The organism is Pseudomonas sp. LSJ-87 (assembly GCF_032971465.1).
GTDB lineage: Bacteria > Pseudomonadota > Gammaproteobacteria > Pseudomonadales > Pseudomonadaceae > Aquipseudomonas > Aquipseudomonas putida_Z.
The window spans coordinates 88337-107235 of sequence record NZ_JAWJYQ010000030.1 but is presented as its reverse complement, the minus strand read 5'-3'; the positions used below and the strand labels follow the sequence as shown (position 1 = coordinate 107235).

Here is an 18899-nt window from a genome sequence, read left to right as displayed (position 1 = left end):
GGTAGGCGACCTGCGCCGTGCCTACCGTATCCCCAAGATGCCCCTTCCTTTAGAATGGGAACTGCCTGCCCAAGACACTGAATTGCCATCACTTTGGAAAAGAGCAAGCAGGCAGCCTGCGCAAAGCTTCATACAAACGGATCAAAGCTAGGGATTTCACATGAGTTCTGAGAGTCACGCCGTCACTGACACTCCGTTGGTGACAGTGATCATCGCGTCGTACAACCATGCGCGCTACATCGAAGCAAGCATCACCAGCGTCATCAACCAGACCTACAAGAACATCGAGCTTCTGGTGATCGATGACGGCTCCAAGGACGACAGCCCTGCAGTGCTCAAGCGCCTTCAGGAGCAGTACGGCTTCGACCTGCGCTTCCAGGCCAACCAAGGCCTGGCACGCACGCTCAACGACGCGATCGCACGCGCCAAGGGTAACCTGATCGTGCCTTTCGGCTCCGATGACATCATGCTGCCGCACCGTATCGCCACCCAGGTGGAATACATGAACGGCAAGCCTGAAGTGGGCATTTGCTCGGCCAACATCGAAACCATCGACCAGGATGGCAAGGTGATGGGTGCTCGCGAGCAGCGCAACCGTAACCTGCCCTTCCGCCGCCTGGACTTCGACGACCTGTTCCTCGACCGCAAGCCTGGCCCCATGGCAGCCACATTGATGCTGCGCCGCGAGGCGCTGGAAAAAGTGGGCGGTTTCAATGCCGACATCCGCCTGGAAGACGTGTATATCGAACTGTCGATCGCACGTGCCGGTTACTTCATCGACGTGCTGGGCGAGGTGCTGGCGCAGTACCGTGACCACCCCACCAACACCTTCAAGAACGGCCGCTTCATGGTGGATAACGTGCTGCGCACCTTTGCCGTGTTCAGCGACCACCCGCAGTACGAGCAGGTGTGCATGAACTTCCGTAATTCCATGGTGCTGAAGTACGCCAACCGCGACAAGGCACTGAGCCGGGAAGTCCTTTCAGAAATCCCGCTCAGGTACTGGAACAAGAAGACCCTGCGCGGTATGTGGCGGATGGCCTGGTCTTAAGCCGCGCGGCTACGCTTCCAGTGGACCAGTGACTGGCCATAGACCAGGGCCATCGGAATCCAGATCAGGAACCAATGCTCCTTCGGGCGTGACATGAAGGCACTGCCTTCCGTCAGGCCCGAGGCGAAGCCGAAGATCAGCCAGGTTGCCGCCAGGGTAACACCGGGATGTTTGCGGTAAGCCCAGCAGAAGTACATGGCCACGCCGTAAATCGCCATCCACAGGGCCAAACCTACGATCCCACCGGCGTATAGCACGCCTAACTCGATGTTATGCGGATCGGCAAGTGTTCTTCCAAGCCCCGGAATAATCACAGTCATGGGTGAGTCGAAACCATGCCCCAACCATGGATGTTCGCTGGCCTGGCGCAGCGCATCCAACCAAATGGCCGGGCGGTATGAAACGCCACGCTGAGTCACGGCCTCGGGATACACCAGTGCAACGCCAATCAGCACAAGCACGATCACCGCACCGGCCATGAGCCCACGCCTGCGGTCGCCAACCACCAGAAGCCAACCCAAAGCAGCCGCCAGGCCAATCAATGGCGTGCGGGAGCCGGTTGCGAAAACCGCCAGCCCCAAGATCGCCAGGCACACAAGCGGCAATGGGCTGAGCGCGCTACGGGCCTGGAACCAGGATGCCAACCAGAACGCAGCAAATGCGCCAAATACATGGGCGGAGAGCAACGGGTTGTACAGCGCGCCGTAACCTACCAAACGCCTGCCCGCAAAAGACGGGTTCAGGTAGAGGAAGTAAGCCAATGAAACGCCTGCCGCAATTGCAGCGAAGATAGCTGCCAGACGCGTGCATTGCTCCAGCTGCCCAGGAGAACGCAGGCTGATGATACCGGCAGCGAACAGCAACATTGCGATGTACAGTGGCCGCTTGACCAAGCTGCCAACGGAGTTTTCCGTGTCGGACCAGGCGATGCTCAAAAGGGTGTAGGCACTGAAGGCCAGGAAAGCCAGGAACAGTGGGTTACAAACGAGAGGTTTGAACCATTTACGCTGTGCGATCAACATCCCAAGCGTGGGCAGGGCAAGAAAAATGTAGAAAAGCTTGTGGTAGGTAGTACGGTCCCAGGCCCAGAACATCCCTGTAAGGATGAAAAACCAGCCCAATGGCAACAGGTAGGTATTGACCAGACTTCCAAAGCGTTGAGCCGGGGACTCTATTGATACATCAATCGACATCTAGCGTCCTCAGGCAAACGGCGTTCTTCATCACATATCCTATGCGAATTTAATTATAAAAATGCTGCAGCTGATGGAAATCGCCCTTTTCTGAAACAAGTTCTTTTTCCGGCTCAGCTGCGGATTTCTGCCACGCCCGGAGTCACCAATTGCAGCAGCGCTGCGCTTGGCAAGCGATTCATGGCAGCTCGCCATCATACGCAGGCCACCAGAGCAATGCACGTTCACCGCCCCCTCCCCCGCAGGTACCGTCAGTCGAACAGGTCGGCCTGCGCCAGGGCCTTGCCAACCTGGTCCTTGGCGGACAGCGTGGGCTCGAAGTCTATCGGCCAGTCGATGGCAATTTGCTGATCATCCCAGGCAATGCAACGTTCGCTCTGGGCCGAGTAGAAGTCGGTGGTCTTGTAGACAAACTCGGCAGTCTCGCTCAACGTCACGAAGCCGTGGGCGAAACCCGGCGGAATCCACAACTGGTTATGGTTTTGCGACGACAACACCGCACCAACCCATTTGCCGAAAGTGGGCGAGCTACGGCGGATATCCACCGCCACATCGAACACTTCACCCTGTACCACACGCACCAGCTTGCCTTGGGCATGGGGCGGCAATTGGTAATGCAACCCGCGCAGCACGCCCTTCACCGAGCGGGAATGGTTGTCCTGAACGAAGTCTGGCTGCAGGCCAGTCACTTCATTGAACACGCGCGCATTGAAACTCTCGTAGAAAAAGCCACGCTCATCACCGAAAACCTTTGGGGTAAACAGGACGACTTCAGGGATGGCCAATGAAATAGCGTGCATCAAAATACCTTCACTTCAAGCAGGTTCTTCAGGTACTGACCGTAACCGTTTTTCAGCAACGGCTGGGCGAGGCGCTCAAGCTGTTCAGCATTGATCCAGCCCGCGCGATAGCAAATCTCTTCAGGGCAAGCGACCTTGAGGCCCTGGCGCCGCTCCATGGTGGCAATGTATTGGCTGGCATCCAGCAAGCTGTCGTGGGTACCGGTATCCAGCCACGCATAACCACGCCCCATGATCTCGACCTGCAGCTGCTGCTGCTGGAGGTACAAGTTGTTGAGGTCGGTAATTTCCAGTTCGCCACGTGCCGACGGCTTCAGCTGCCTGGCCAGGTCGACGACCTGGTTGTCGTAGAAATAAAGGCCGGTGACCGCATAGTTGGACTTGGGGACCTTCGGCTTTTCTTCAATCGACAGCACACGCCCGCTGTCATCGAACTCCGCGACCCCATAACGCTCCGGGTCCTGGACATGATATGCAAAGACGGACGCGCCCGTCTGCCGCTGGTCAGCGCTCTGCAGCAGCGCCTGGAAGTCGTGGCCATAGAAAATGTTGTCACCCAGCACCAAGGCAGACGCGGCGCTGCCGATGAAGCCTGCCCCGATCGTGAACGCCTGGGCCAACCCATCCGGGCTAGCTTGCACGGCATACGAAAGGTTGATGCCCCAACGGCTACCATCACCCAGCAATTGCTCGAAGCGTGGGGTGTCTTGTGGCGTCGAGATGATCAGGATGTCACGAATACCGGCCAGCAGCAGCGTACTGAGCGGGTAGTAGATCATCGGTTTGTCGTACACCGGCAACAGTTGCTTCGATACCGACAGCGTGGCGGGGTGCAGGCGAGTGCCAGAGCCGCCCGCCAGAATGAGTCCTTTGCGTGCCATAAAAATTCCTAGCGCTGGATTTCGTCCAGCATGCGTTGCACGCCTTGTTGCCAAAGCGGCATCTTGAGATTGAACGTTTCTTCGAGTTTAGCCAATGCCAGCCGAGAATTTCGCGGGCGTGGCGCCGGCACCGGGTAAGCTTCGGTATTGATTGCGCCTACCTGCTCGGCTGAAACCCTCAAGGCAATGCCATTGTGGCTGGCATGCGCCAATACGAACTGGGCATACCCGTGCCAGCTGGTTTCGCCGGCTGCTGCAAGATGGTAGGTGCCTGCCAAAGGGCGCGCGTCCTGCACGCTGAATATTCGGTGCAGGATATGGGCGGTAACATCGGCGATCAGGTCTGCGCCAGTGGGGGCACCAAACTGGTCTGCCACCACGTTGAGCGCATCGCGCTCCGCCGCCAGACGCAGCATGGTCTTGGCAAAATTGTGGCCGCGCGCAGCATACACCCAGCTGGTACGCAGCACCACGGCAGAGGCACCGCTGGCCTGAATGGCCAGCTCACCATCGAGCTTGGTACGGCCATAGACAGACAACGGACCGGTGGGAGCATCCTCTTGCCATTGGGCTTGGCCACTGCCATCGAACACGTAGTCTGTAGAGTAGTGAATCAGCCATGCTCCCAGCTTGGCGGCCTCACGTGCCAGAACGCCCGGCGCTTCGGCATTGATTCGGGCAGCCAGCTCTGGCTCGCTCTCGGCTTTGTCCACTGCCGTGTAGGCCGCAGCGTTGACGATCACATCCGGGGCTAGCGAGCGCACTGTAGCCGCCAGGCCTTCGAGGTCACTCAAATCACCACACAAGCTACCGTCGCCCTGGCGGTCAAGCGCAATCACCTCCCCCAATGGCGCAAGGGCACGCTGCAACTCCCAACCTACCTGCCCGTTCTTCCCCAACAGCAAGATTTTCAAACTTTCTCAGCCCCATATTGCTGTGCGACCCAGTCACGATAACTGCCGTCCATTACGCCTTTGACCCAGTCCTGGTTAGCCAGATACCAGGTAACCGTCTTGCGAATGCCGGTTTCGAAGGTTTCAGCAGGCTTCCAGCCAAGCTCGCGCTCGAGCTTGCGGGCATCGATTGCATAGCGGCGGTCGTGGCCTGGGCGGTCGGCTACGAAGCTGATCTGGCTGGCATAAGACTGCCCGTCAGCCCGCGGGCGAAGCTCATCGAGCAGCGCACATACACGGTGGACGATGTCGAGGTTGGGCATTTCGTTCCAGCCGCCGACGTTGTACACCTCACCCACCTGCCCTGCTTCCAGCACACGGCGGATGGCGCTGCAGTGGTCTTTGACGTATAGCCAGTCACGAATCTGCTGCCCATCGCCATACACCGGCAGCGGCTTGCCAGCCAAGGCATTGACGATCATCAGTGGGATCAGCTTTTCGGGGAAATGCAGCGGCCCGTAGTTGTTGGAGCAGTTGGTGGTGAGCACCGGCAGGCCATAGGTATGGTGATAGGAGCGCACCAAGTGGTCACTGGCCGCCTTGCTGGCCGAGTAGGGGCTGTTTGGCTGGTATTGGTGGGTTTCGGTGAACGCAGGTTCACCAGCTTTCAACGAGCCATAAACCTCGTCGGTGGAAACATGCAGGAAGCGGAACGCCGCCCGCTCTGCCTCATCCAGGCCCTGCCAGTAGCCCCGCACTGCTTCCAGCAACTGGAAGGTACCCACCACATTCGTTTCAACGAATGCCTGAGGGCCGTGAATGGAGCGGTCGACATGCGACTCGGCGGCGAAATTGAGCACGGCGCGCGGGCGGTGCTCGGCCAACAGCCGTTGCACCAACGGCCCATCGCCGATATCGCCATGCACGAAGACATGTTGCGGATTACCTTCCAGGCTAGCCAGGCTCCGCAGGTTGCCGGCGTAGGTCAGTTTGTCCAGGTTGACGATGGTTTCGCCTGACTGGCTTAACCAATCCAGCACGAAATTCGCACCGATGAAGCCGGCGCCGCCGGTTACCAGGATTGTCATAGGGTTGAACGCTTCTCGAGTAAGTGTCGGGTAAAGGTAACTGGGCGCAATTCTAGACGGGAAAGCTGCGGGAGTGTTGCGGTAAGACGCCGTTCACGCTTTTGACTGTTGTTCTGTCATTGCTGGCGGGGCAAAATACGACCCCTTCTCAGGAAAAGCCATCCGGGCTCACAGGGATTGTCCATGCCTTCTATTTTTCCTTCGGTCGCTGTTGCGGCCTTGTTTGCTTCCGCGCCTGTCTGGGCACAGTCCACGCAGCTTGCTGAGCGGGTTATGACGCCTAGCGCGTTCCTGGGGGTTGATCTGCAGGGAGACTTCATGACGGAGGTGCCGGAGTGTGTGGCGGGGGATCTACGCCCTAGTGAGCCTTGCCGGGTTGCGACCGAGAAAGCGGGACGGTTTGAGGTGCGGGGGTTGCCTTATCTGCCTATTTCGCCGGGGTATAAAGTGTTTGCAACGGTGGATGATGGGGCTGTTAGTCAGTTGGTTTTGACGGGCAATGCTAATAATTTGTATCTGGTTAAAGAGATGCTGACTGATAAGCTCGGGCAGCCGGCGACTAGCGGGACTCATTGGGTGAAGTTGAAGTCCGGGGCTTCTTATGAGGCTGAGGCTTATAAGTGGAATATGCAAGGAGTAGCTGTTGATTTTTCACGCGATCTTGCTGACCTTGGAAGATACTCAGTTACTTTTTCGAATTCAATTATCGGTAATGACGTGGGGCAGTTAGACGTTGCACCTGTGACAAAAAGCCCAAGCTTGTGAGCGTGCCAGGTGACAGGCAGAGCATCGATAGGTCAACGCTGTAAACCACGGGATAGGTGATTGCGCATCACCATTATGCTGATCTACCAGCAGCAACCCCGTCGATTTATTGGTTTCTTTCAGGGCTAGCGCTATGATTCGCACCCATGACCAGTGAAGATCTATTAAGGAGCCGCAATTTTGAAAGGGGACGCATTAGCGCCAAGACTTTCCGCGCTACTAATGCTTGTGCTTTTCTGTGGCACATTTTTCTACCATACCGCCTTGGGCCTTGGACACATACCGCCTTTTTTAGGTGGATACGCCACGCTGGTGGGTGGCGCAGTGTCTGTGCCACTTACCTTGATACTAATTTCTGAGATCGTTAAAACAGGACGCATTCATTTAGTTGATGCCGCCTTCATTTCATTTATCGCAATGTTCAGTGCAATTGTTGGGTATCACTTCCTGATAGGCGAGCACCTGGACAATGTGCGTGACCACTCCTTGCAGATCGTGAACATTACTGCTTGCTATTTGATCTTTAGAAGGATTCGAATCAGCAGCGAAGATTTCAAATACACGACAATCATAGCTACGCTATTGATGAGCGCGACCATCATAGGCCTGTCAAATGGAGGGCGCTTTTACATCAAAGAGATAGCAGCAAATCCGGAGATCGTTGCCAACTATCAAGTTTTTGCGATCGCCTACATGTGCCCTCTGATAGTATCCATAGCTAAGATACATAAATTAAAGTACCGAGCAATTATGTTTGCCATTGGCTTTATATGCTTATACGTAAACAGCTCACGGAGCGAGTTTGTACAATTCGCGCTATTTTATGTAGCATTTGAGATGTGCCGCTCAAAGTATAGATCCATATCACCAATGGCTACTGCTGCTTTGGGAGCGATGGCAATAGCTGCACTGCTAACATTCAACGCCGACTCCGCGAACAACCGAATAGCCAACCTTTTGAACCTGTCAGAGGATAAGTCCTCGAACGTTCGCGACGAGTTAACGGCCAGCGGTCTCGAAAAAACATTAGACAGCCCAGTCTTTGGAGACTATGGCAACTACGAGAAAGGCTACTACATCCACAACATACTGTCAGCTTGGCAGGATCTTGGTATTTTCGGTTTTCTAATATTTTGTGGCTTACTTTTCATCCCTTTACTTTCTCTATCTGTCAGCGTGTTCGGCCACAGAGATAGAACAAGGCGGACGGCTGCAGCTTTCGCCTTTCTTTCATCAACGATTGTGGTGCTGGTATTCGGAAAGTTCTTCACTTACCAGCTCGTTGGTGCAGCCGTGGGTTTATATGCTGCAGTTCGTAGGGAGCAGACCGCAGCAATATCTCCAGAGCTCAATGATAATGGCACGAGTGAGTCACACACAAATCGTCAGCGAGGTTAGAGACTTGCCTATTGTGCTTACCCACACCAGGAAGTCCCTCTCATAATCCAGTGAAGACCGTTACCCATGCACAAAGTCGCGCCAATAAAAAGAATGGCAATAGCCTTTTCTTTGCTTATCACTCTCTCCAGTTATGCTTCTCCGCATGTAGTCGACCACAAAAATTCGGAGACGGTGATCTCAGAAATCGGAAGCTCTAGCGAAAAATGGAATAATACCATATCACTTCTTACTCGCGAGCCACTATGGAAAGTGCGGGATGCCTACGATGCTTCACATGTTCTTATGATCCCTATGCATTTTGCTTTCGCCGCTGGCGATACAAAGGGTGTTAAGCAATTTGAATATCTAATGGACAGATTCGCCAGACAGGAACTCCCAGGCGGACAGCTTAATCAAGCTCAGTGGATGTATTTCGTCACTCGCTACCTAGCGCTCCGAATTGAGTTCAACTATCCGCTTAACGCAGTAGACTCATACCTTGTACAGCGGACCTCGAATTGGCTACATAATAGATGGCTGTACGAGCCCTCTTATCAGTGGGGGGAGATCCCACTGACAGGGATAAAATCAAAAATCAGCTTCATTCAAACAAAATCAAAATGGCCGTTAAGCTACTACCCCGCTATAACGGATTACGAGCTTTTTTTATTTTCAGCAGCTTCTGACCTAAATTTTATCTACGAGAGACAGCAAGAAAAAATACTCATTGACCCTCAGGTCAAAGAAAGCATCAAAGAAATGCAAAGCGATGGAATTGCTACCATACTTGAGCGAGGAATATTCACCAGCGATGGAGGTTGGCTCTTTCAGCCTGGAATCTGGAGGGACCATCCGGACTTTCGATTCGCGGGACACACCGAATTAAAAGCCAACCTAGAGGAGAAGCGCGTTCCAAACATTTCCGAAGACTCCTCTCACTCGCATCGCTGGCCATTATTTTTCCGGAGCATGATAGCTGCTTCCGACGCTGACGATAGAAAACGAAAGCTTCTACTAAAAGCCTATAAAGGATTCTCAAAACAATTCACCCGCAAAGTAGTTATAGTACAAGACGGATCAATTCTATTAAAAAACTACATGGATGGCAGCAACGGAATTTATCGCTACAAATATGCAACAATTGGAAGCAATGAAAACCTAGGATACGGCCCAAGCTCCCTTAGCGGAATACTTGGACTGAGTTGGTACCCGTTTGCCAGCAACGTTTCGGACATTTATCAGATTTACCAGAAGTCCTATCCACTAAAAGAAAACATACTTAACTTGTATGTAGGCCCAAATACAACCAGGGAAGTAAACCCACTTTTTAGTTGGCCAGCCTTCTTTACAGACGGCTTCGCAGAACTGATTGCCAAGCAAGGCGCCTATATCTCTAAAAATTATCAACAAGACAAGAATTAGTTTAAGCGGGAAATTGCCATACGACCGCAGGCACCTGGATACGCAGCCGGTTAATATCCGACCTCGCATCGGAGCATTGTGAACCGAAGACTTTCCAGCCGCTTCGCTGCAAGAGACATCCTGCACCTTGGGTCAAATTTAATAATACCAATGACGCCCCAAACAACGCTCTACCTGCGTCTAAGCTAGTCGGCAGCTCATAAACTGTCGACTAGTCCAGACTATTAGATATCCCTCAAACGCTGCTGGTAGACCCAATCTACAATCTCCCCCTCGGGCGTATATCCGCTCACCAATTCCCTGAGCAATTGACGAACAAATGCAAAGTCCTCGGTTTCGACTGCTTCGACCAACAGTGCTAGACGCCCTCTAAGCATATCCCAAACCAAGAAGTCTTCGCTTGCCGTCAAGATCATTGGATGTTGAGTGGGCGATACGTTATCTCCGATCAACAGTTCTTCGTACAGCTTTTCCCCTGGACGCAGCCCAGTGAACTCAATAGCGATATCACCATGAGGATTCTTTTCAGACCTGACGCTCAAGCCAGATAGATGGATCATCTTTTCAGCCAACGCCGCGATTCTTACAGGCTCGCCCATATCCAAGACAAATACATCTCCACCCAACCCCATTGATCCGGCTTGTATGACCAGTTGGGCAGCTTCAGGAATAGTCATGAAATAACGAGTGATTTTAGGATGAGTGACCGTCAACGGCCCGCCTGCCTTGATCTGCTTATGGAACAGTGGAATGACTGAACCTGACGACCCGAGCACATTACCAAAACGCACCATCGTGAAGCGAGTTTTATTCACTCTCGCAACATTGCTAGAATCCCCGAACAATATCGGCGCCACTTCCTTACTCAACGCCTGCAATATTAGCTCTGCCAGACGCTTGGTACTACCCATCACATTAGTAGGACGAACTGCCTTGTCGGTCGAAATCAGCACAAAGTTTGCTACGTTAGCCTGAAGCGCTGCCTGGGCTGTATTTAATGTACCAATGACATTATTCATAACCCCTTCGGCAATGTTGTGCTCCACCATAGGGACGTGCTTGTAGGCAGCCGCATGATAGACAGTATTCACACCCCACATCATCATGGTATTGATCAAGTGCTGCTGATTACGGATTGAGCCTAAAAACGGAATCAAACGCACAGGAAGGGACTCACGACGAATGCGCTGCTCCAATTCGCCGTGAATACTATAGAGATTGAACTCGCTATGCTCAAACAGAAGTAAAATCTTTGGCTCAAGCATGAGAATCTGACGGCACAACTCGGAGCCGATCGATCCACCAGCTCCAGTCACCATAACCACCTGACCTGTAACGCAATGAGCCAGCAGATCCTCTTGGGCTGGAACGGCGTCGCGACCTAACAAATCAGCAATGTCGACCTCTTGAATATCATCGACCTTAACGCGGCCACTGGCCAAATCCATAAAGCCAGGAACACTGCGGACATGCAACGGAAAGTTCTCGAGCAACCCCAATATTTCGCGACGACGGGCGCGACTAGCCGAAGGGATAGCCAAAAGCACTTCCTCGGCGCCAGTAACCTCAATCATTTTCTGGATATCCCCACCCCGAAAAACTTGGAGCCCAGAAATGATGCGATCAGCAACACTCTCATCATCATCGACAAAAGCTACTGGACGCATAGCACGGCCAATACGGAGAGCTGCTACCAACTGGTTCCCTGCTGCTCCCGCCCCATAAACAGCGACCTTTGGCAAACCATTATCCCGGCTTGTGAAAGGCACATGCTGCCTAGCGGCAAACCAGTCCCCAAGGAAGTACTGTCGCATGACCAATCGAAGCCCGCCAATCAATACAAGGCTCAACCACCAGTAATTGAACACAATGGAGCGAGGCACGACTGCACTGTGGTTACTGTGCCAATAAACGACCAGCGCTAAAATAAGCGACGATAACGAAACAGCTTTACCAATGGCGATCAATGCGTCGTTGCCAAAATAACGCATAACCGCCCGATACATCCCGAACCGAATAAAAATTGGTATAGCAATTATTGGCGCGGCCATGAACAGCCAGTAGTGAATACGCAGCGGCTCATAGATTTCATCAATCCCAAGACGAACCAAAAACGCAAGCCAGAGGGCCAGCCACACCAACAGCACGTCAGTTACAACCTGGAGCGCGCGTTTGTAGCGACGGGGTAGCAGTAGCATCCCCGTACGCAGCTTATCCGTCATCCGCTTACTCTCCTGATTCCGAACCAAACCAGATCCCTTCCTATACAAATCATAAGTGCTTCCTGCTGTGGGAGTGAACTCCAACCAAGACCAGGAAAATCAAATCTGGGCGGCAAAAACTCAATCCTACATCTCATCTAAGCCCAGAGTGTCATCTAACAGCGGCCTCTTGCATTACTTTAGTCAAAGCCTCACAAGTCTTGACTATTTCAGATTCCGTGAGCGTAGGGTGAACCAGGAACATTAAGCTGGTTTCACCTAATTTATGAGCTGTAGGTAAGCTTTGCTCTGGTCGCCAACCCGTACCATCAAATGCCTTTTCGAGATAAACTTCCGAGCACGAGCCTGAGAAGCAGGGAACCCCTAACGCATTGATTTCATTGATAATTCTATCACGATCCCAACCAACAGCTAGCTGATCCGGTTTTACAAAAACGTAGCATTTGTAAGCAGCATGGACGATGTCGCTTGGTATCTCTGGAACTCGCAGTCCATAGAGTCCCTTGGCACAATCCCAGATGCGCTGAGCGTTGTCCAATCGAGTTTGATGCCACTCTGGCATCCGCCTCAGCTGAATCCTGCCAATACCACCTTGTACCTCGAGCATTCTCCAGTTGGTACCAAAACTCTCATGCAGCCAGCGGAATCCCGGGGCATGCTGACGCTCGTAGACAGCCTCCCAGCTCTTACCATGATCTTTAAACGACCACATTTTGGACCACAAATCACGGTCATTTGTGGTGACCATACCGCCTTCCCCGCCAGTGGTCATAATCTTGTCCTGACAAAATGACCACGCGCCAATATCACCAATGGTTCCGACCGATCTGCCTTTATATCGAGCACCATGCGCCTGTGCACAGTCCTCAATCACACGAATGCCTCGCTCTTTTGCCAAGGCCATGATTGGGTCCATATCACACGGCCAACCAGCCAAGTGAACACAGATGATGGCTTTTGTTCGAGGTGACAGAGCCGCCTCAATGGTGGAGGCATCTATGTTCTGGGAGTCAGCGTTTACATCGGCAAAAACGGGAGTCGCACCTGCATTGATAATGCTGGAAACGGAAGCCAGAAAGGTTCGCGAAGTCACAACTACTTCATCACCCGCTCCAATAGTTAGAGCTTTCAGAGCCAGGTCCAGAGCCACCGTGCCATTGGCAACCGCCACCGCAAAATCACTTTCGGCCCAAGCAGCAAACTCCTTTTCAAACTGACGGCACTCTTGCCCCGTCCAGTAATTGACCTTATTGGACAAAATGATATCACGAGCACAGTTCGCCTCCTCTTCGGTGAAAGAAGGCCACGGAGAAAATGGTGTATTCAGCATTAGACTAATCCTGATTTACTGTATCAAGCGAGTGAGCAATGACTGCTAAGCACATCTTACCACTGCATTGCCAAGCCGCGTGGACTGATTATAAGGCTCTAGCAGGCACGCCTACCACCGTTATGCCTTCGACTACGTCAGAGACTACAGCGGCCCCGGCTCCCACAATCGCATCAGCACCGATACAGACCATCTGTTTGACGCAAGCACCTATACCAACCCAAGCCCGATCACCCACCTTGACTCCACCAGCGAGCCGCACCCCAGGACTGATGTGCACGGAATCAGCAAGCACGCAGTCATGATCAACACTACAACCAGTGTTCAAAATCCCACCCAGTCCGACGCAAGCACCCGCATTGATTACCGCACCAGCGAAAACTACGCTGCCAGCCCCGATGGTCGCGTAAGCACTTACAGTAGCTGCCGGATGGACAAGCGTCGAAAGAGTAGCACCATGCTCGAGGAGGAGTTTCGTTTTTTCATATCTAATCGAATTATCACCAATAGCTACTATAGCCCCGTCAAACTCATGGAGACGCTGTAACAGGTGGACAGAAGTGCCGATAATTTCCCACTTCCCATTACGCGTACGGGAAGGCCAAGCATCATCGAAAAAAACAACATTCGACCATCCGCTCAATTCGGCAGTATCAGCGATTACCTTACCATGGCCGCTACCACCAAGAATCGCCAAGTGCTTCATTTTTTACTACCTGTAAATTTTGGCATGGTAGCATCTCCTTGTGCACTTATACCTTCGCGCCAAAATACCTTTTTCACTGTTAGAAAAAGAATTTTAAAATCGAGAAGCATAGAGGCGTTATTGACATACCAGACATCAAGATCAAACTTTTCATCCCAGCTTATTGCATTGCGACCATTCACCTGAGCCCAACCAGTAATACCCGGCCTTACCAAATGGCGCTTAGCTTGGTGTTCATTGTAGAGCGGCAAATACTCCATCAACAGAGGCCGCGGCCCAACCAAACTCATATCACCTTTCAACACATTAACTAGTTCTGGCAACTCATCTAGACTAGTAGCGCGCAAGAATTTACCGAACGAAGTCAAACGCTGGGCGTCCGACAGCAAGTCCCCATTGTCATCTCTTGCATCAGTCATTGTACGGAACTTTACCATCTCAAATGGGCGCCCGTATTGACCAGGCCTCACCTGACGAAAGAAAATAGGCCCACCAAGCTTACGACGTATTAGAATACACAACGCGAGCAGCGGCAGAGCCAGCACAATCAAAGCTGAAGCTGAAATAAATATATCAGCGAAGCGTTTTACAACTTTATTCCATTGCATCAGTCACGCCTCGTTAGCCACATCATTCAGCACACCTGCCAATTTCAGCGCAAGTTTTTGGTACTCATGGTTTGATTCGACGTATCTTCTTGCGGCCACGCCCATCAGTGACAATTCATCACGATTTAAATCTGCCAGCTTTACGATAGCATCAGCCATTTCCTCAGGATTATCCGGAGAAACCGTTATGCCGCCATCAGCCTCAGCGATGGGGTTATTAATTGCTGAAGATGCGATAATCGTTGGACGCCCAGCAGCCATATAATCAAAAATTTTGTTCATACTAATACCAAACCGATAAAGATTCGGCAGATCCAGAACAGAAATAATGAAAGCATCTGCTTCGCGTGCGAGATTAGGAATTTCAGATTTTTTAACAGACGCTTCAAACAGGACGTTATCAAGTTGCATCGCAGCAGCCTGCGCCTGTAATTGGTTTTTTAAAGGGCCGTCGCCTATCATGCGAAGAACAACGTTTTGACCCAAACCTCTTAACTTCAAAACGTGCATTGCCTCAAGCACACTCTCCAAGCCATTTGCCTGACCGTGCGCACCAAAGTACATAAGCTCAAAACGCTGCCTGGGTTTTTCATGCGATAGTGGATAAAACGCGAACCCCTCTAAATCAACACCGTTAGGCAACCATACAATTTGCTCTTTAGGGATGCCAAGCGGCACGATATATCGCCAAGCTTCCGGCAACAGAACAACAATCCGCTTTGAACGCTTATAAATAAACTTCTCTATTACACGAAGAACACGTGTAATGAAATCACTGTCACGTATCCTTCCCATATCTACAAGCGTTTGAGGCCATAGATCACGCACCTCAAAAACACAGGGAACTTTTAGACGCCACGCAAGAAAGACCCCAGCCAACCCCGTAAAAAGATGCACGCTGGAAGCGAAAATCAAGTCAGGTTTATCCAATTTGCTCAGCGTTCCTGGCTTTACCAACTGCCAAGCATATTGAAGCATATTGATCATCCGACCACCGCCGTTCCCGGAGTAAGCTGATGTTTTCAGCCAAAGGAATGGTACATCCTGGCATACGTCAAGGCGGCTTTGCTCATTATCAGCCAAGCGTTGTTTACCGGACTGGTGATCAACACTTGCGGCAATGATGGTGGAATTCCACCCATATGATTTGAGATACCGAGCGAGGCTAAAATGCCGCGTACCGCCCGCACCACCCGGCTCCTGAGCATAGTGGTTTAGTATCCATAGCTTTTTCATACTTCTTGCTCGATTCGGCTGTAAAGATCCAAGAGTTTTCCTTTCTCAACACCCCAATTATAGTGCTCTTTAACAGCCCTACGACCATTGTTCCCCATGATTTCTGCTTCAACTGGGTTTTGAACAAACCAACTAATAGCACCCGCGATTTCGGCCGCATCCAATGGATTAACACACTTGCCACATTGAGTGTTTTCGACAATCTCGCGCCACAAGGGGAAGTCGGAAGTGATGACAGGAACACCAGCTGCCATATATTCGAACATTTTAACTGGCAACGCATCTAGATAGCTCCTCGTCGGATGAAGGGTAACGAGCCCCGCCCGCGACTCACCTAGAGTTCTCTTGACGCCATCACGATCAAGAAAGCCCAGAGCTTTGGTGCGCTCCCAACCACTCGAAGCTTCCAATATACGAGTCAACGCTGAACGTTCTAGATCACCCGCCAGCGCTAATTTTGTGCTACCTGGAGTACGCCCGATAGCATCTACTATCTCGACAACCCCTCTGGTCTTGGCAATGCTTCCAATGTAACAAACCTGATCTTTCTTTTCACTCCATGCGACGTCAACTACAGCTAACTCGTCAAGCATTGGGAAATTACAAACAACCACAGAGCGCGGATTAATCCTTAAAAATTTCTCGTTAATAAACTGAGTAGCTGAAACAACCGCATCCAAGCGCGAACAAACCCAAGACTCATACATCGCAAAAACTTTAGATACCACTTTACGCGCCGCGGGCGACAAATAGGGCTTATCCAAAATCTGAACAGGAACATCTTCATGAGAGTCGAAAACAACCTTCTTGCCAGCTTTTTTTAGCCGATACCCCACCGGCAACAGCTCTGGATCATGAAGATGATATATATCTGCGTCTAACTCAACAGCCTTACCATGTACCTTTTGGGTAGTAGACAGCATTCGTTTTAAACGACCACGAATTATGCCCACATCATGAATATATACCGACGCCTGAGCCTCATCGCCTTTTCCATCCGCGACCACCAGATGAACTTCATGACCAGCCTCAGCCAGTGAACGACACTGTTTCAGGAAGATACGCGCATCATATCGAGGGTGAGCAGATGTGAGATGAGCAACTTTCATTTTTTCCTCACGGGGTCGCTTGAGCATTACAAGGCATCATGGACCGACTTTTCGAATTCGACAAACATATTTGAGTGATGACAACGCCAAAACCCAGGCATACAAATTTGATCAGATCAACAACCCAAGAAAACTCATACCAGACCAGTTGAACAATATTGGATTTATATTTCCATACAAAATCACAAGAGATGATAGCTTCGCAAGAAATATAAAAAATCACCCCGAACAAGATAAGACCGGAAATAGCCTTTGACTTGCTCAAATCGACTCTTGAATAAACCTGCCCCATACTTTTCATCAACAGCATTCCGCAGAAAACTGATCACCCAACAAACATTGCGTACCAGCGATAGAAATTAATCCATCGCCACAATTCTGATGTATATGGAGACTTATGACTAACAATATCATCAAACCTCACCAATAGAGCATCACGATTAATGAGCCCAAGATCTAGATCTTCCGCAAGCCATTTCCTGATCTCACTAGCATGAGCGATCAGTAGATCCTTTTCAGGTGTTTGAAACCCTACCTTGTCTCGTCTATCCAGCACCTCATCAGGTACGATTCCCCTCATGGCAGCACGGAACACATGTTTAGTTTCACCATCCCGGGATATTAGGTAGTCTTCCGGCAGAGACAAAAGAAACTCTGTTAAATCTGTAGTCAGAAATGGGACTCTGCTTTCGATAGAGAACCTCATGGAGTTACGATCCCCATGTCTGAGAAGATGCTGAAGTCCCCGATGGTGAAGCGAAGAGGTCAATTCAGAAATCAGTCTTCTACCCTGAATATCAACCGTACAGTGCCGCCGTGAGTTTTTGCATAGTACCCCAGCATGCTCTAATGCCTTGCCATCCAACCAATCGGGGATATTCTTTCTGCCGTCCAATAAACGCAAAAAGTCATTCACACTACCAGATGTAAGTTGCCCAAGTGCAGATCCGACCCCCCACTTCAAACTACGACCAGGCCACTTTGACCACCGTCTCAGAAAGCTGAACGCCTCTGTATACGCGCCTTTTTCGATTAGACTGCGAACCCTTTGTCCCGGGTAACCACTATACCCAGCGAGCATTTCATCTGCACCCTGCCCATCCAGAGTCACCGTCACGCCACGCTCGCTCGCTAGTTTATAAACTCGGTACTGGGCATAAATACTGGTACTGCCAAACGGTTCACCTTGCACTCTGATCATATCATCAAGATCGCGCATCAACTCCTCAGAGGATACGATCACTTTATTTGCGTTCGCCCCTACGTAATCGTTGATCTTATCAGCCCAAAGCTCCTCAGATAGAACATCTCCTTTCGCTATGTAGCTGAAAGTATTAATCGGCATATCTGGCTCGACGTGCCTCATAGCACATACTACGGCCGAAGAATCTAGCCCACCAGAAAGAGCTGCACCTACTGGTACATCGCTGCGAAGATGTAGACGGATGCTGTTCAAAAAGCGTTCGCGCAGTTCATCCGCAGCATCTTTAAAACTCAGATCCGTACGTTCTTCTAAACGAGGCACATACCAAGGTTCCGGTGTCGTCATCTGCCCCATTGCAATTTGATAATGAACAATATGGCCAGGCGGAAGATGATAAACCCCCTGAAAAAATGTATCCGAGTTGGTATCGTAGTCCCCGTGAGCCAAATAGGCGTAGGCCCGTTGCCAATTGAGTTCAACCCTGCCTTTTTTCAGAGCCTTGATCGCCGGGACCTCGGAAGCAAAAATGAAACCACCATCCTCACAAGTATAAAAGAATGGCTTGATTCCAAAAGCATCTCGAACACAGGAAATAGTATTACGATCATGATCAAACATGACAAAGGCAAACATACCGACAAGCTTTGGAAGGCTGGCCTCTCTCCAGTGCTGCCAGGCTGTCAGCAGCACCTCCGTATCAGAGTCTGACTTAAATGCATATCCGAGCGCAATTAATTCACTTCGTAGTTCCCGGTAATTATAAATTTCACCATTGAACACGACCGAGTACTTTCGGTCATGCGAGTACATCGGTTGATGCCCTGCACTCGACAAGTCAATGATTGACAACCTAGTATGACCAAGAACCAAGCAACTGCCGTTTACTGACGTAATTTCGTACCCCGAATCATTCGGACCACGATGCTGGATGGTAACCAGTGCGGACTTCACCCGTCCTTCGAGCGAATTATCTGCCTGTTTCCATACACCGCCTAATATTCCGCACATATC

At 51.1% G+C, this 18899-nt stretch carries 16 protein-coding genes; 4 read left to right on the top strand and 12 right to left on the bottom strand.

The window, feature by feature from the left end; translation table 11 throughout:
• The first annotated feature begins 160 nt into the window (after window positions 1-160).
• The gene (locus tag RYH74_RS18765) at window positions 161-1051 is read left to right on the top strand and encodes a glycosyltransferase family 2 protein (RefSeq protein ID WP_286101228.1); all 891 of its coding nucleotides are present in this window, start codon (window positions 161-163) and stop codon (window positions 1049-1051) included.
• On the opposite strand, the gene RYH74_RS18760 is transcribed toward RYH74_RS18765, so the two are convergent.
• From RYH74_RS18760 to rfbB, 5 genes are all read right to left on the bottom strand, one after another.
• A complete protein-coding gene (locus tag RYH74_RS18760; protein WP_317409901.1) occupies window positions 1048-2244 on the bottom strand; it encodes an O-antigen ligase family protein in 1197 nt (398 codons plus the stop codon). The two genes, RYH74_RS18765 and RYH74_RS18760, sit on opposite strands and share 4 nt — an antisense overlap.
• A gap of 251 nt (window positions 2245-2495) precedes the next feature.
• Complete coding sequence (rfbC, locus tag RYH74_RS18755) at window positions 2496-3044, bottom strand: dTDP-4-dehydrorhamnose 3,5-epimerase (protein WP_317409900.1); 549 nt, start codon at window positions 3042-3044, stop codon at window positions 2496-2498.
• On the bottom strand, window positions 3044-3925 hold the full coding sequence (rfbA, locus tag RYH74_RS18750) for a glucose-1-phosphate thymidylyltransferase RfbA (protein ID WP_317409899.1): 882 nt from the start codon (window positions 3923-3925) through the stop codon (window positions 3044-3046). Before rfbA ends, rfbC begins: the two co-directional genes overlap by 1 nt.
• 8 nt (window positions 3926-3933) lie before the next feature.
• Complete coding sequence (gene rfbD, locus RYH74_RS18745) at window positions 3934-4839, bottom strand: dTDP-4-dehydrorhamnose reductase (RefSeq protein WP_317409898.1); 906 nt, start codon at window positions 4837-4839, stop codon at window positions 3934-3936.
• Window positions 4836-5906 (bottom strand): dTDP-glucose 4,6-dehydratase, encoded by a 1071-nt coding sequence (gene rfbB / locus RYH74_RS18740; protein WP_317409897.1) that lies wholly within the window; start codon window positions 5904-5906, stop codon window positions 4836-4838. Before rfbB ends, rfbD begins: the two co-directional genes overlap by 4 nt.
• Before the next feature lie 183 nt (window positions 5907-6089).
• Between rfbB and RYH74_RS18735 the strand changes: the two genes are divergently transcribed.
• The 3 genes from RYH74_RS18735 (at window position 6090) to RYH74_RS18725 (ending at window position 9473) form a co-directional block, all read left to right on the top strand.
• Window positions 6090-6671, top strand: coding sequence for a hypothetical protein (locus RYH74_RS18735; protein ID WP_317409896.1), 582 nt, complete (start codon window positions 6090-6092; stop codon window positions 6669-6671).
• Window positions 6672-6851: 180 nt separating this feature from the next.
• Window positions 6852-8069, top strand: a complete 1218-nt coding sequence (locus tag RYH74_RS18730) for a hypothetical protein (RefSeq protein ID WP_317409895.1) — start codon at window positions 6852-6854, stop codon at window positions 8067-8069.
• 66 nt (window positions 8070-8135) lie between these two features.
• On the top strand, window positions 8136-9473 hold the full coding sequence (locus RYH74_RS18725) for a hypothetical protein (RefSeq protein ID WP_317409894.1): 1338 nt from the start codon (window positions 8136-8138) through the stop codon (window positions 9471-9473).
• A 224-nt stretch (window positions 9474-9697) separates the two neighbouring features.
• Here RYH74_RS18725 and RYH74_RS18720 read toward each other — a convergent pair whose 3' ends face one another.
• The 7 genes from RYH74_RS18720 to asnB form a co-directional block, all read right to left on the bottom strand.
• Window positions 9698-11695: a nucleoside-diphosphate sugar epimerase/dehydratase gene (locus RYH74_RS18720; protein WP_317409893.1), complete on the bottom strand. Its 1998-nt coding sequence runs from the start codon at window positions 11693-11695 to the stop codon at window positions 9698-9700.
• A 151-nt stretch (window positions 11696-11846) separates the two neighbouring features.
• Complete coding sequence (locus RYH74_RS18715; protein ID WP_317409892.1) at window positions 11847-13025, bottom strand: DegT/DnrJ/EryC1/StrS aminotransferase family protein; 1179 nt, start codon at window positions 13023-13025, stop codon at window positions 11847-11849.
• Between the two features lie 88 nt (window positions 13026-13113).
• Window positions 13114-13731 carry an acetyltransferase gene (locus RYH74_RS18710; protein WP_317409891.1) on the bottom strand — a complete coding sequence of 206 codons (618 nt, stop codon included), beginning with the start codon at window positions 13729-13731 and terminating at the stop codon, window positions 13114-13116.
• Complete coding sequence (locus RYH74_RS18705; RefSeq protein WP_317409890.1) at window positions 13728-14339, bottom strand: sugar transferase; 612 nt, start codon at window positions 14337-14339, stop codon at window positions 13728-13730. Before RYH74_RS18705 ends, RYH74_RS18710 begins: the two co-directional genes overlap by 4 nt.
• Before the next feature lie 3 nt (window positions 14340-14342).
• Complete coding sequence (locus RYH74_RS18700) at window positions 14343-15575, bottom strand: glycosyltransferase family 4 protein (RefSeq protein ID WP_317409889.1); 1233 nt, start codon at window positions 15573-15575, stop codon at window positions 14343-14345.
• Window positions 15572-16711 carry a glycosyltransferase family 4 protein gene (locus RYH74_RS18695; protein WP_317409888.1) on the bottom strand — a complete coding sequence of 380 codons (1140 nt, stop codon included), beginning with the start codon at window positions 16709-16711 and terminating at the stop codon, window positions 15572-15574. The genes RYH74_RS18700 and RYH74_RS18695 overlap by 4 nt, the downstream gene beginning before the upstream one ends.
• Window positions 16712-17009: 298 nt before the next feature.
• Window positions 17010-18896: an asparagine synthase (glutamine-hydrolyzing) gene (gene asnB / locus RYH74_RS18690; RefSeq protein WP_317409887.1), complete on the bottom strand. Its 1887-nt coding sequence runs from the start codon at window positions 18894-18896 to the stop codon at window positions 17010-17012.
• Window positions 18897-18899: the final 3 nt, after the last annotated feature.

Excerpts from the sequence above, each read along its gene's own strand:
- RYH74_RS18765 (WP_286101228.1), top strand. The coding sequence starts at position 161 with ATGAGTTCTGAGAGTCACGCCGTCACTGACACTCCGTTGGTGACAGTG.
- RYH74_RS18725 (WP_317409894.1), top strand. The coding sequence starts at position 8,136 with ATGCACAAAGTCGCGCCAATAAAAAGAATGGCAATAGCCTTTTCTTTG.
- rfbB (WP_317409897.1), bottom strand. The coding sequence starts at position 5,906 with ATGACAATCCTGGTAACCGGCGGCGCCGGCTTCATCGGTGCGAATTTC.
- RYH74_RS18700 (WP_317409889.1), bottom strand. The coding sequence starts at position 15,575 with ATGAAAAAGCTATGGATACTAAACCACTATGCTCAGGAGCCGGGTGGT.
- RYH74_RS18705 (WP_317409890.1), bottom strand. The coding sequence starts at position 14,339 with ATGCAATGGAATAAAGTTGTAAAACGCTTCGCTGATATATTTATTTCA.
- RYH74_RS18710 (WP_317409891.1), bottom strand. The coding sequence starts at position 13,731 with ATGAAGCACTTGGCGATTCTTGGTGGTAGCGGCCATGGTAAGGTAATC.
- rfbC (WP_317409900.1), bottom strand. The coding sequence starts at position 3,044 with ATGCACGCTATTTCATTGGCCATCCCTGAAGTCGTCCTGTTTACCCCA.
- RYH74_RS18720 (WP_317409893.1), bottom strand. The coding sequence starts at position 11,695 with ATGACGGATAAGCTGCGTACGGGGATGCTACTGCTACCCCGTCGCTAC.
- RYH74_RS18715 (WP_317409892.1), bottom strand. The coding sequence starts at position 13,025 with ATGCTGAATACACCATTTTCTCCGTGGCCTTCTTTCACCGAAGAGGAG.
- asnB (WP_317409887.1), bottom strand. The coding sequence starts at position 18,896 with ATGTGCGGAATATTAGGCGGTGTATGGAAACAGGCAGATAATTCGCTC.
- RYH74_RS18760 (WP_317409901.1), bottom strand. The coding sequence starts at position 2,244 with ATGTCGATTGATGTATCAATAGAGTCCCCGGCTCAACGCTTTGGAAGT.
- rfbA (WP_317409899.1), bottom strand. The coding sequence starts at position 3,925 with ATGGCACGCAAAGGACTCATTCTGGCGGGCGGCTCTGGCACTCGCCTG.
- RYH74_RS18735 (WP_317409896.1), top strand. The coding sequence starts at position 6,090 with ATGCCTTCTATTTTTCCTTCGGTCGCTGTTGCGGCCTTGTTTGCTTCC.
- RYH74_RS18695 (WP_317409888.1), bottom strand. The coding sequence starts at position 16,711 with ATGCTCAAGCGACCCCGTGAGGAAAAAATGAAAGTTGCTCATCTCACA.